Source organism: Vogesella indigofera (assembly GCF_028548395.1).
GTDB classification, from domain to species: domain Bacteria; phylum Pseudomonadota; class Gammaproteobacteria; order Burkholderiales; family Chromobacteriaceae; genus Vogesella; species Vogesella indigofera_A.
In genome coordinates this window covers 234723-247774 of the sequence record NZ_JAQQLA010000004.1, presented here as the reverse complement: position 1 = coordinate 247774, position 13052 = coordinate 234723, and the positions used below count along the sequence as shown (strand labels likewise).

Here is a 13052-nt window from a genome sequence, read left to right as displayed (position 1 = left end):
TTGGCTTACTGGTTGCCCGGCTCGTTGTCGAGGAAGCTGCGCAGGCGCTCGGAACGGGTCGGGTGGCGCAGCTTGCGCAGTGCCTTGGCTTCGATCTGGCGAATCCGCTCGCGCGTCACGTCAAACTGTTTGCCGACTTCTTCCAGCGTGTGGTCGGTATTCATGTCGATACCGAAGCGCATGCGCAGGACCTTGGCTTCGCGTGGGGTCAGCGAGTCCAGCACTTCCTTGGTCGCATCACGCAGGCTGGAGTACATCGCCGCTTCCGCCGGTGCCACGGTGACCGAATCCTCGATGAAGTCGCCCAGATGGGAGTCGTCATCGTCACCAATCGGGGTTTCCATCGAGATCGGCTCTTTGGAAATCTTCATGATCTTGCGGATCTTGTCTTCCGGCATTTCCATCTTCTCTGCTAGTTCGGCCGGGTCGGGTTCGCGACCGGTTTCCTGCAGGATCTGACGGCTGATACGATTCATCTTGTTGATGGTTTCGATCATGTGTACCGGAATGCGGATGGTACGTGCCTGGTCGGCGATGGAACGGGTAATCGCCTGACGGATCCACCAGGTGGCGTAGGTCGAGAACTTGTAGCCGCGACGGTATTCGAACTTGTCCACCGCCTTCATCAGGCCGATGTTGCCTTCCTGGATCAGATCGAGGAACTGCAGGCCGCGGTTGGTGTACTTCTTGGCGATGGAGATCACCAGACGCAGGTTGGCCTCGATCATTTCGCGCTTGGCGAGGCGAGCTTTGGTCTCGCCGGACGACATCTGGCGATTGATTTCCTTCAGCTCGTTGATGGTCAGCATCGACAGCGTCTGCAGCTCGGCAATCTTGCTCTGCTTCTCGATGATCGCGTACTTGAAGCGCGACAGCACGTCGGACCATGGTTTGCCGGCCGCGATTTCGCGCTCGACCCAGTCCAGATTGCACTCGTTGCCCGGGAACTGGCTGACGAAGTGCTTGCGGTCCATGCGCACACGGCTGACGCAGATGTCGAGGATTTCACGTTCCAGCTTGCGGATGTCGTTGACGCTGCTGCGCAGGCTCTCGCACAGGCTCTCGATCTGGCGGGTGGAGAAGCGCACCAGCATGAACTGAGCGGAAATCGCGTCCTGCACCTCGTTGTACTGCTTGCTGCCAAAGCCGTGCTTGGCCAGCGTTTTCAGCAGCTGGTCGTAGAGGGTGCGGACTTCGGCGAAGTGGGCCAGTGCCTGCTGCTTCAACTCTTCCAGATTGGCTTCGTTGATGCGCGCCTGGTTGGCTTCTTCGTCCTCTTCGCTTTCTTCCTCTTCGTCCTCGTCCAGCTCCTCGTCGGAGGCCGGCTCGGCGAACGGGACTTCTTCGGTGGCTTCTTCGGCGTTCGGGTCGATGATGCCTTCGATGATCTCGTCGATGCGCATCTCGCCGGCTTCAACCTTGGCGATCAGGCCGAGTACCTGTGCCACGGAGCCCGGGCACGCCGAGATGGCCTGAATCATGTTCTTCAGGCCTTCTTCGATACGCTTGGCGATGACGATTTCGCCCTCGCGCGTCAGCAGCTCGACCGAGCCCATTTCGCGCATGTACATGCGTACCGGGTCGGTGGTGCGGCCGAATTCGGCGTCCACGGACGACAGCGCGGCTTCCGCTTCTTCCACCGCGTCTTCATCGGCCACCGCCGGCGTCGAGTCGGACATCAGCAGGGTTTCTGCGTCCGGTGCCTCGTCATAGACCTGGATGCCCAGGCCGCCAATCATGGTGACGATGTTCTCGATCTGCTCGGTGTCGGAGACGTCCTCGGGCAGGTGGTCGTTGATCTCGGCGTAGGTGAGATAGCCACGCTCTTTGCCCAAGGCAATGAGCATACGAAGCCGCTTGCGCTGTTCTTCGATGCTCATTGGCTCGGTTGCCGGTTCGTTATTCTGTTTCTTGATGTCGGGAGAAGCCGCCATTTGGTTTCCTGCTCAAAAAAAGCCGAAAAAAACAATTGATTATATCACAACTCGGTATCACCCGTTGCGGGGGGCCGCGCCGGAGGGCGCCAGCTTCCTTGCAAGCAGGGTGCGCAGTAGTTGTAACTCCTCGCTGCTCAGGTGTTCGTAGCCTTTGGCCGACAGGCTGGAGATCAGGTCGTCGTCGTAACGGTCGGTCAGGCGGATAAAGCCCAGCCGGAAGTTTTCGCGGTCGTTCTGATCCGGGTTGGAGAATTCTTCCGGTTCGCGCATGGTGTCCAACAGGACGGAGTCGATCGTGAGCTCGTGTGGGCTGTGCCGGAAAAATTCTGCCAGTCGTGCTGTCGTCAGTTCGCTGTCACTGGCCTGTATTGCTTCCACGATGGCCACCAGGGTGGCCATCTCGTTTTCGTAGGGCCGATTGTCACTTACTAGGACATCGTGCGCCCACGCGGGGTTCATCAATAGCCACTTGATCTGCTTGCGCACCATCGAGCTGCTGCCGGGGCGGTTCGACTGTTCAGGTAGCTGGTAATCGCGTCGCCCCTTGCGCTCCGGACGGCTGTGTCCAGTGAGCATGTCAAATTCGTCGACATCCATGCCGGCCAGTTCGGCCAGCCTTTTTTTAATGATATAGCCCAAGGTGGGGGCGGCAATCTGTTCCAACAGGGGCTTGGCTTGGCGCACCAGGTCGGCGCGCCCTTCCGGGGTGCTCATGTCGACGCGCGAGGTCAGCTCCTGGGTGAAATACGCCGACAGCGGCACGCTTTGCTCTTTCAGCGCGGTCTCGAAGGCCTCGCGGCCGAATTCGCGGATGTAGCTGTCGGGGTCGTGCTCTTGCGGCAGGAACAGGAAGTGCAGCGCCTTGCCGTCGACCAGCTGCGGCAGGCTGTTTTCCAGCGCCCGCCACGCCGCCTTCTGCCCGGCCTTGTCGCCGTCGAAGCAGAAGTAGACGTGGTCGGCATGGCGCAGCAGCTTGCGCACGTGCTCGCCGGTGGTGGCGGTGCCGAGGGTGGCCACCGCGTACCCCACGCCGTACTGTGCCAGCGCCACCACGTCCATATAGCCTTCCACCACCAGCACGGCATTCGCGTCGCGGATCGCCTGGCGCGCCTCGTACAGGCCGTACAGCTCGCGTCCTTTTTCGAACAGCGGCGTTTCCGGCGAGTTCAGGTACTTCGGCGCATTGGGCGCCTTGTCTTTCGACAGGATGCGACCGCCGAAACCGATGATGCCGCCGCGCTGGTTGCGGATCGGGAACATCACCCGTTCGCGGAAGCGGTCGTAGCGGCGGCCGCCGTCCTCGGCATCGATGACCAGCCCGCACTCGGCCAGCACCGGGCTCAGGTATTCGGGGAACACGCTGGCCAGGTTCTGCCGGTTGTCCGGTGCGTAGCCCAGGGCGAAGCGGGCGGCGACTTCGCCGGTCAGGCCGCGACCCTTCAGGTAGTCGATGGCGACCGGCGCCTGTTTCAGTTGCTGCTTGTAGTAGCGAGCGGCCTGTTCCAGTGCGTCCTCCAGCGACAGCTTCTTCTCGCGCGCCGCGCGGCTGGCCTCGGGGTTGACCGCACGTTCTTCCGGCACCGGCAGGCCGATGCCTTCGGCCAGCATCTTCACCGCATCGACAAACGGCAGCCCCTGGTACTCCATCACGAAGCCGATGGCGGAGCCGTGCGCGCCGCAGCCGAAACAGTGGTAGAACTGCTTGCTGGGGCTGACGGTGAAGGACGGCGATTTTTCCTTGTGGAACGGGCAGCAGGCCATGTAGTTCTGGCCGGCCTTTTTCAGCGGGACGTAACGATCCACCACGTCGACGATGTCGACGCGGGACAGCAACTGGTCTATGAAATCCTGCGGAATCATCCGGCGGGGATCAGCCTGCCAGCTTTGCCTTGATGCGGGCGGAGACGGCGGCCATGTCGGCACGGCCGGCCATATGCGGCTTCAGCAGCGCCATCACCTTGCCCATGTCCTGCATGCCGGCGGCACCGCTGCTGAGGATGGCGCCTTCGATCATGGTGTCGATCTCGGCCTCGCTCAGTTGCTGCGGCAGGTAGGTCATCAGTACTGCCATTTCCGCCTTTTCCTTGTCGGCCAGGTCCTGGCGCTGGGCGGCTTCGTACTGGCTGATCGAGTCACGGCGCTGTTTCAGCATCTTGTCGACCACCGTGGTGATGGCGGCGTCGTCCAGCTCGATACGCTCGTCGACTTCCTTTTGCTTGATCGCGGCCATCAGCAGGCGGATGGCGGCCAGGCGTTCGGTTTCGCGGGCTTTCATCGCCGATTTCATGTCGTCTTGGATGCGTGCTTTCAGGCTCATGATCGTGTCCGTACTTGAGGGGAGAACGTTGGCCGCATGCGGCCAACGTATAAATGGCAAAACCGCAGGACAGGCCTGCGGTCTTCATGCGTACAACCGGGAAGCTTAGTACAGCTTCGGTGGCAGCATCTGGCTGCGGATACGCTTGTAGTGGCGCTTAACGGCGGCCGCTTTCTTGCGCTTGCGTTCTGCAGTTGGCTTTTCGTAGAACTCACGAGCACGCAGTTCGGTCAGCAGACCGGTTTTTTCGATCGCGCGCTTGAAGCGACGCATGGCAACTTCGAACGGCTCGTTCTCTTTAACGCGAATATTCGGCATTTAGCGAAGGTCCTTAAAATCTTGGCTTGAGGCGTAAAACCGCCCCGAGGAAAATGAGTATTGTAAACAACGTCGTAGCTTTTGTAAAAGCCTGATGCAGGGCAAAGGGTATTTGTGTGCCTGAATGCATCATCCCTTGCGGGAAGAAATCACCCCCTCGAGTGGCGAAGACGGAGTCGCCGAATAAAAGCGTCGAGGCATGCGACCCGCCAGATGGGCTTCGCGGCCTGCTTCGACAGCAAGTTTCATTGCCCGTGCCATACGCACGGGGTCTTGTGCTGCGGCGATGGCGGTGTTCATCAACACACCGTCACAGCCTAATTCCATACCGATGGCGGCATCGGATGCGGTACCGACGCCGGCATCGACCAGAACCGGCACCGAGGCCTGTTCGATGATCAGTTGCAGGTTCCACGGATTGAGGATACCCATGCCGGAGCCGATCAGGCTGGCCAGCGGCATGATCGCGCAGCAGCCGATCTGTTCCAGCTCGCGTGCGGCAATCGGATCATCCGAGGTGTACACCATGACATCGAAACCTTCCTTCACCAGCGTTTCCGCGGCTTTCAGGGTTTCGCGCATATTAGGGTACAGATTGTTCGGGTCGCCCAACACTTCCAGTTTCACCAGGCGGTGGTCACCCAGCAGTTCGCGTGCCAGACGCAGTGTGCGTACGGCATCGTCAGCCGAGTAGCAGCCCGCCGTGTTGGGCAGCAGTGTATACCGGTTTTTCGGCAGAAAGTCCAGCAGGTTCGGCTCGCCGGCCGTCTGTCCCAGGTTGACGCGGCGGATGGCGACGGTGACGATTTCGCAGCCGGAGGCATCCAGGGCGTCGGCGGTCTGCTGGAAATCCCGGTATTTGCCGGTGCCTACCAGCAGTCGCGATTGATAGGATTTTCCTGCGATGGTCAGAGCGTCCTGCACGGTGTCTTTCTCCTTGGGGGTAGGTTAGCCGCCGCCAACGGCAACGACGACTTCCAGCGTGTCGCCGTCGCTCAGCCGGGTGTGCGCATGCTGGCTGCGCGGCACGATCTCGCCATTGTGTTCGATGGCGATGCGCTTGCCGCGCAGGTCTAGGGTGTCGATCAGCGCGTCCAGCGTGCCGATCTCGTCAAACTGGCGCGTCTCGCCGTTGATGATGAGCGTGGTCATGATTATTGGCGTCGTTCGGCCTGCTGCACGACATTGACCTGCTGGATCGCGGTCAGCACGTTTTCCAGATGGATCAGGTTGTCGACCTGCAGGCGGAAGTGGATGTGGATGAAGCCGTCGCCACCGTGGTTTTCCTGGGTGTCGACCGTCTCGATATTGGCCGAGGCGTGCGAGATGGCGGCGGCGATTTCGGCCAGCGCGCCGCGCTGGTTGTGCGCCAGCACGCTGATGTTGACGCCGAACATGCGGTCCTTCTGCGGTTCCCAGTTCACTTCCAGCAGCTTTTCCGGGTCGATGCGCGCGGCATTGCCGCAGCCCTTGCGATGCACCAGCAGTCCCTGGCCCTTGCTGATGACGCCGATGATGGCGTCGCCGGGGATCGGGTTGCAGCAGCTGGACAGTTGCACCGCGCCGCCCTCGTTGCCGCGGATGGTGACCGGGCCGACATCCGGGGTCTGCCCCAGTTGTTCGCCGGACAGTTCGAACAGCTTGCGCGCGATCACGATCGCCAGCTGTTTGCCGGTGCCGATGTCGGCGAGCAGGTCGTTGAAGCTGCGCTGGCGTTCGCCCAGCGCGTGCAGCAGGCTGTCTTCCAGCTTCGGCGAGATGTCCAGCGGCGTCGGCGACAGCGCGCTGGCCGCCTGGCGCAGCAGCTTTTCACCGAGCTGCACCGCGTCCTTCTGCTGCAGCGTTTTCAGGTAGTTGCGGATGCCGGAGCGGGCGCGGCCGCTCTGCACGAAATTGAGCCACGACGGGTTGGGCTTGGCCTGGGTCGAGGTGATGATCTCGACGGTGTCACCGTTGCGCAGCACAGTGCGCAGCGGCACCAGATTGAAGTTGACGCGGCCGGCGATGCAGCGGTGGCCGATGTCGGTATGCACCGCGTAGGCAAAGTCGACCGGGGTGGAGCCTTGCGGCAGCACCATGATCTTGCCTTTCGGGGTGAAGACGTAGACTTCGTCCGGGAACAGGTCGATCTTGATGTGTTCCAGGAATTCGATCGCGTCTTCGCTTTCTTCCTGCATGTCGAGGATGCTCTGCAGCCACTGGTGGGTGCGCTGCTTGGCGGCATCGATGCTGGCGTCGCCGGACTTGTACATCCAGTGCGAGGCGACGCCGGCCTCGGCGACGGCGTTCATCTCCTGGGTACGGATCTGCATTTCCACCGGCGTGCCGTAAGGGCCGAACAGGGTGGTGTGCAGGCTCTGGTAGCCGTTGCCCTTGGGGATGGCGATGTAGTCCTTGAACTTGCCGGGGATGGGCTTGTACAGGCTGTGCAGCGCGCCCAGCGTCAGGTAGCAGCTGGCGTTGTCCTTGACCACGATGCGGAAGCCGTAGATGTCGAGCACCTCGGAAAACGACAGGTGCTTTTCCTGCATCTTCTTGTAGATGCTGTACAGGTTTTTCTCGCGGCCCTTGATGGTGGCCTCGATGTTGGCCTCGCCCAGCTTGTGGGTGACGGCCTGTAGGATCTTGTTGACCACTTCGCGGCGATTGCCACGGGCGGCGCGTACTGCCTTGGATAGCACGCTGTAGCGGTGCGGGTGCAGGTGCTTGAACGCCAGGTCCTGCAGCTCGCGATAGACCTTGTTCAGGCCGATGCGGTTGGCGATCGGTGCGTAGATTTCCAGCGTTTCCAGTGCGATGCGCTGGCGCTTGTCCTCGCGCATCGCGTCCAGAGTGCGCATATTGTGTAGCCGGTCGGCGAGCTTGACGATGATGACGCGGATGTCGCGCGCCATCGCCAGCACCATCTTGCGGAAGTTCTCCGCCTGTGCCGATTCCTTGGTCTGATATTCCAGCCGTTCCAGCTTGGACAGACCGTCGACCAGGTCGGCGATGGTGCGGCCGAATTTCTCGCTCAGCGTCGGCTTGCTGACGCCGGTGTCTTCCAGCACGTCGTGCATCAGCGCGGCGGCCAGGCCCTGGGCATCAAGGCGCCAGTCGGTGAGCATCGCCGCCACCGCCAGTGGGTGGGTGATGTAGGGCTCGCCGCTCTTGCGGGTCTGGCCTTCGTGCGCCTCGCGCGCGGTGGCGAACGCCTGCCGCAGCAGTTGCACGTCCTCCGGGCGCAGGTACTGGTTGGCCGCGTCGAACAGGGCCGCCGCCTCGGCGTCAACGAGGGCGTTGTAGTCGATGTGTTCGGCGGCGCTGTCCTGGCTCATGTTGCGGCTTACGACTTGTTGCGGGTCAAGATCTCGCGGCCGATGTGGCCGGCGGCGATTTCGCGCAGCGCGACCACGGTCGGCTTGTTGCGGCCCTGTTCCACAAAGGTGGTGGCGCCGGAGGCAACCTGGCGGGCGCGGTAGGATGCGGCCAGGGTCAGGTCAAAGCGGTTCTGGATACGGTCCAGGCAGTCGTCAACAGTAATGCGGGCCATGAATGGGTGTCTCCCTGGTGAAGGTGGTGCAAAAAATAATGGGGTTGTAGCGGCGGAACTGCAAGTATCAGGCCGGCGTCTGCATTGCGGCAATCGCTGCCTGATGGTGACGGCATTGCCGCTCGCCGCGCAAGCGCTGGCTGCGGATGACGCTGATCAGGTCGAGGCGCGCCTGTTCGAAATCGTCGTTGACGATCAGGTAGTCGTACTCGGCGACCTGGTCGATCTCGGCGCGCGCTTCGGACAGGCGGCGGGCGATAACCTCCTCGCTGTCGGTGGCGCGGCCACGCAGGCGGGCTTCCAGTACCGCGATCGACGGCGGCAGGATGAACACCGATACCGCGTCCGGGAACACCTCGCGCACCTGGCGCGCGCCCTGCCAGTCGATCTCCAGCAGGATGTCGCGGCCTGCGGCCAACCTTTCGCGCAGCCAGCGCTTGCTGGTGCCGTAGTAGTTGCCGTAGACCTCGGCGTACTCGAGGAAATCACCGGCTTCGATCATGTTTTCGAACGTGGCGCGATCGCTAAAGTGGTAGTGCTTGCCGTTTTCTTCACCCTGGCGCGGGGCGCGGGTGGTATAGGACACGGAGAGTTCGACACTGGGTTCAGCTTGCAGCAGCGCGCTGACCAGCGAGGTTTTGCCGGCTCCGGACGGGGCGACCACGATGAAAATCGTGCCGTTTGTTTGCGACATGAGGCTTCCTGCCAACGATCGGAAATAATATTTCAGGATACCACAAGGGCCATTGTTGGTTAAGTACCGTGCAGCCGTGTATCTCGCCGAGCGTGAAACAACCGTTTCAGTTAAAATCGCGCGTTTTGTCAGAAACTTATCTGCGTAATTTGAGGGAGAACAAGATGCTGCTGGAAAGCTTTTTCAAGCTGAAAGAGCACGGCACCGACGTGAGAACGGAGGTCATCGCCGGCTTTACCACCTTCCTGACCATGGCCTACATCGTCATCGTCAACCCGGCGATTTTGTCGCTCACCGGCATGGATTTCAATGCCGTCTTCGTGGCCACCTGCCTAGCCGCGGCGCTGGGCACCGGCATCATGGGCCTGGTCGCCAACTACCCGATCGCGCTGGCGCCGGGCATGGGCCTGAATGCCTACTTCACCTTCACCGTGGTGCAGGGCATGGGCGTGCCGTGGCAGGCGGCGCTGGGCGCGGTGTTCATCTCCGGCATCGTGTTCCTGGCGGTGAGCCTGTTCAAGGTGCGGGAGGCGATCGTCAACGCCATTCCGCAGTCGCTGAAGTTCGCCATCTCTGCCGGTGTCGGCCTGTTCCTCGCCATCATCGCGCTGAAGAATGCCGGCGTGGTGGCCGATCATCCGGCCACGCTGGTGACGCTGGGCAATCTGCACGATCCGAAAGTGCTGCTCGCCATCCTCGGCTTCTTCATCATCGTGGCGCTGGAATACCGCCGCGTGCCGGGCTCGATCATCATCGGCATCTTGGCGGTGACGGTGCTGTCGGTGACGCTGGGGCTGTCCAATTTCGAAGGCCTGTTCGCGCCGGTGCCGAGCATGGCGCCGACTTTCATGCACATGGATCTGGAGGGCGCGCTGTCCGCCGGCCTGCTGGGCGTGATTTTCGTGTTCTTCTTTGTCGACCTGTTCGACACCACCGGCACCCTGGTCGGCGTGTCGCACCGCGCCGGCCTGCTGGACAAGGACGGCAAGCTGCCGCGGCTGAAGCGCGCGCTGATGGCCGACTCGATCGCCATTACCGCCGGCGCGGCGATGGGCACCTCGTCGACCACCGCCTATATTGAATCTGCAGCCGGCACCGCCGTCGGCGGCCGTACCGGCCTCACCGCGCTGGTGGTGGCGATCCTGTTCCTCGCCTGCCTGTGGATTTCGCCACTGGCCAAGACGGTGCCGGCCTACGCCACCGCGCCGGCGCTGTGCTACGTCGCCGTGCTGATGACGCGCGGCCTGGCCGAGATCGACTGGGACGACCTGACCGAATCGGCGCCGGCGGTGATGACCGCGGTGGCGATGCCGTTCACCTTCTCCATTGCCGACGGCATCGCCTTCGGCTTCATCAGCTACGCCGTGATCAAGATCCTGGCCGGCCGCTTTGCCGATCTGAAGCCGGCGGTACTGGTGATTGCCGGGCTGTGGGTCGTGAAACTGGCATTCTTCCACTAAGGCATTGAATTGATGGAAAACCTGAGCAACCTGGATTACTCCCGCTACCTGAAGGGCTGGATCCGCACCGTACCAAACTGGCCGAGCGAAGGGGTGATGTTCCGCGACATCACGCCGCTGCTGCAGAATCCGAAAACCTTCCGCATGCTGATCGACATCTTCGTGCACCGCTACATGGGCGAGCGCATCGACATGGTGGCGGGGCTGGACGCGCGCGGCTTCATCATCGGCTCGGTGCTGGCCTACGAGCTGAATGTCGGCTTCGTGCCGATCCGCAAGAAGGGCAAGCTGCCGTTCACCACCGTGGCCGAGGAGTACGAGCTGGAGTACGGCAACGCCACCGTGGAGATGCATACCGACGCGGTGAAGCCGGGCGACCGCGTGGTGCTGATCGACGACCTGATCGCCACCGGCGGCACCATGATGGCCGGCTACAAGCTGCTGCAGCGCCTGGGTGCGGAAGTGGTCGAGACCGCCGGCATCATCGAGCTGCCGGAGCTGGGTGGTGGCGATTTGATGCGCGAGCTGAACATCCCGCTGTTCACGGTGTGCTCGTTCGACGGCCACTGAGCGTTATTGCCGCCTGAGCCGAAAACCGGCAGCGCCCCCCCAGGGGGCCTGCCGGTTTTTTTTATGCACAAGGTTGGCCGCAAGGGTTTGCGGCCAACCTTGGCGTGCCGTTACAGCTTGAAGCGCTCGATGCGTTGCTGCAGCTCGTCCGCCAGCTGGCGCAGCTGACCGGTGGCGCGGGTGGCATGCAGCACCGACTGATCGGTGCCGTCGATCATGTCGTGGATCTGCGCCACGTTGCGCGCGATGTCGTGACTGGCGCTGGACTGCTGGGCGGTGGCGCTGGCGATGCCGGCCACGGTGCGCATCACCTGCTGGTTGTGGTGGTGGATGCCGGAGATGGCGGCGGCGGCACGTTCCGCCTGTTGTACCCCGGTTTCCACCTGGCGGATGGCGGTGTTCATGCTGTCGTTGGCGTTGCGGGTCTCGTCCTGCACCTGGCGGATGCTGGCGGCGATTTCCACGGTGGCGCCGGCGCTGCGCTCCGCCAGCTTGCGTACCTCGTCGGCGACCACGGCGAAACCGCGCCCCTGTTCGCCGGCGCGCGCGGCCTCGATTGCCGCGTTCAGCGCCAGCAGATTGGTCTGCTCGGCGATGTCGCGGATCACCTGCACCACGTGGCTGATCTGGCCGGAACGCTGCTCCAGCCCGGCCAGCACGCTGCTGAGCTGGCGGATGGTGTCGGCGATGCACGAGATCCCGCTGGCGGTGGCGTGCACGCTGTCGGCGACCTGTTCCGCCTCCTGGCCGGCCTCGCGCACGCTGCCTTCGGCGACGCGGGCGGAGTCGGCGATGTGGCTGATGCTGACCGACAGCTGCTCGATGGCGGCGGCGGTGGCGGTGGCGGCCACCGCCTGCTGTTGCGAGCGGGTGCTGATGTCGCCGGTTTCGCCGGCCAGTGCTTGGGTGGCGTGGTGCACGGCGCCGACCCGCTCGCGCACTTCCAGCAGCATCTGCCGCAGCGACTGGCTGAAACGGTTGAAGGCGCCGGCGGAGGCGCCGATCTCGTCACGGCCGCGGATCGCCAGCTCGCGGGTGAGGTCGCCGTCGCCGGTGGCCAGCGCGCTCAACGCCTGCTGCAGTCGTGTCAGCGGGGTGGTCAGCCGCCGCAGCAACGCGCCGAGCACCAGCAGGATCAGCAGCAGCGCGCCGAGGCTGAACAGGATGGTGTCGCGGGTGGCGGCGCGGCTGTCGGCCAGCGCACGCTCCAGCGGGATCGAGATGCGCACCGCCCACGCGTTGCGAATGTTGCCGACGCGCATCGGCTCGATGTAGTGCAGCACCTGCCCGTCATCGACGTACTGCAGGCTGGCGCCGCTGCGGATCGCGCGCCGCGCCGCGGCCGGCAGGCTCGGGGCCGCCTTGCCGACCAGCGTCTTGTCGCCGGCGCCGAGCACCATGCCGTTGCTGGAATAGATGGTCATGAAGCCGCTGCCGTAGGGCCTGATCGCGGCGGCGACCGCCTGCAGCTGTGCCAGGCCGAAGTCGATGCCGGCGACGCCGAGAAAGCGGCCGTTATCGAGGATGGGGTAGGACAGCGTCGCCATCAGCACCTTGATGTCGTGGTCCTCGTACGGCTCGGTCAGCACCGGCTGCAGGCTGTGCTTCGGGCCGTCGTAGTACTCGCTGCCGGCGGTGTCCTCCGAGCCCCACACCACGTCCTCCTGGCCGCCCTTGCGGAACCAGTAGCTGCCGGCGCGGCCGCTGGCGCCGTTCTCCGGCTGCCCGGCCAGCTCGCGGTCGCGCCCGTCCAGCGCGTCCGGCTCCCAGCCGAGAAACACGCCGATGGCCTGCGGATTGGTCTGCATCAGCCGGCGGGTGTGGGCGCCGGCAAGGGCGCGGGCGTTGGCCGGCGCGCCGCGCTTCAGCACCAGCGCGTAGGCGGCGAGGTCCTTGGTGGTGGTGTAGGCGGCTTCCAGGCGCTGGTTGAGCTTGGCGGCCTCGTTGGCGGCCAGCAGCCGGGTGGCCGCCAGCGCGTGCTGTTCCGCCTGTTGCGTGGAGAGGCGGGCGTTGAGACCGATGATCAGGCTGAAGCCGCCGAGAACGAGCAGGCCGGTGCCGACCAGCAGCTTGGCCTTGATGGTGTCGAACATGATCTTCCTTGTCGCTGCAGCGGGTTGTGGTGGTGCGGGTCGGCTGATGATAGGCGGCGGCGAGGCGGAAGATAAAGCGACGTGTGTTTAATATTTTAAATTAACATGCGGTAAATGACGTTTGTGCAACA

The 13052-nt window shown here is 63.3% G+C and carries 12 protein-coding genes; 2 read left to right on the top strand and 10 right to left on the bottom strand.

Annotation, left to right across the window (positions count from 1 at the left end):
- Positions 1 to 5 precede the first annotated feature (5 nt).
- The 9 genes from rpoD to gmk form a co-directional block, all read right to left on the bottom strand.
- Complete coding sequence (gene rpoD / locus PQU89_RS06875) at positions 6 to 1934, bottom strand: RNA polymerase sigma factor RpoD (protein ID WP_047967789.1); 1929 nt, start codon at positions 1932 to 1934, stop codon at positions 6 to 8.
- 57 nt (positions 1935 to 1991) lie between these two features.
- A complete protein-coding gene (dnaG, locus tag PQU89_RS06870) occupies positions 1992 to 3797 on the bottom strand; it encodes a DNA primase (protein WP_272765186.1) in 1806 nt (601 codons plus the stop codon).
- 10 nt (positions 3798 to 3807) lie between these two features.
- Positions 3808 to 4254 (bottom strand): GatB/YqeY domain-containing protein, encoded by a 447-nt coding sequence (locus PQU89_RS06865; protein WP_272765185.1) that lies wholly within the window; start codon positions 4252 to 4254, stop codon positions 3808 to 3810.
- 105 nt (positions 4255 to 4359) lie between these two features.
- On the bottom strand, positions 4360 to 4572 hold the full coding sequence (gene rpsU / locus PQU89_RS06860) for a 30S ribosomal protein S21 (RefSeq protein ID WP_047967786.1): 213 nt from the start codon (positions 4570 to 4572) through the stop codon (positions 4360 to 4362).
- A 129-nt stretch (positions 4573 to 4701) separates the two neighbouring features.
- Entirely contained in the window at positions 4702 to 5496 is a 795-nt protein-coding gene (locus PQU89_RS06855) for a thiazole synthase (RefSeq protein ID WP_272765184.1), read from the bottom strand.
- Between the two features lie 24 nt (positions 5497 to 5520).
- A complete protein-coding gene (thiS, locus tag PQU89_RS06850) occupies positions 5521 to 5724 on the bottom strand; it encodes a sulfur carrier protein ThiS (protein WP_272756753.1) in 204 nt (67 codons plus the stop codon).
- Positions 5725 to 5726: 2 nt separating this feature from the next.
- On the bottom strand, positions 5727 to 7889 hold the full coding sequence (locus tag PQU89_RS06845) for a RelA/SpoT family protein (RefSeq protein WP_272756754.1): 2163 nt from the start codon (positions 7887 to 7889) through the stop codon (positions 5727 to 5729).
- An 8-nt stretch (positions 7890 to 7897) separates the two neighbouring features.
- A complete protein-coding gene (rpoZ, locus tag PQU89_RS06840; RefSeq protein WP_047967782.1) occupies positions 7898 to 8104 on the bottom strand; it encodes a DNA-directed RNA polymerase subunit omega in 207 nt (68 codons plus the stop codon).
- A 67-nt stretch (positions 8105 to 8171) separates the two neighbouring features.
- Entirely contained in the window at positions 8172 to 8798 is a 627-nt protein-coding gene (gene gmk, locus PQU89_RS06835) for a guanylate kinase (RefSeq protein WP_272765183.1), read from the bottom strand.
- Positions 8799 to 8962: 164 nt separating this feature from the next.
- On the opposite strand from gmk, the gene PQU89_RS06830 reads away from it, so the two are divergent.
- Positions 8963 to 10258, top strand: a complete 1296-nt coding sequence (locus PQU89_RS06830) for an NCS2 family permease (protein WP_373322788.1) — start codon at positions 8963 to 8965, stop codon at positions 10256 to 10258.
- Positions 10259 to 10270: 12 nt separating this feature from the next.
- Positions 10271 to 10828: an adenine phosphoribosyltransferase gene (locus tag PQU89_RS06825; protein WP_272765181.1), complete on the top strand. Its 558-nt coding sequence runs from the start codon at positions 10271 to 10273 to the stop codon at positions 10826 to 10828.
- A gap of 110 nt (positions 10829 to 10938) precedes the next feature.
- Here the strand turns inward: PQU89_RS06825 and PQU89_RS06820 are convergent, their stop codons facing one another.
- On the bottom strand, positions 10939 to 12921 hold the full coding sequence (locus PQU89_RS06820) for a methyl-accepting chemotaxis protein (protein WP_272765180.1): 1983 nt from the start codon (positions 12919 to 12921) through the stop codon (positions 10939 to 10941).
- Between the last annotated feature and the right edge of the window lie 131 nt (positions 12922 to 13052).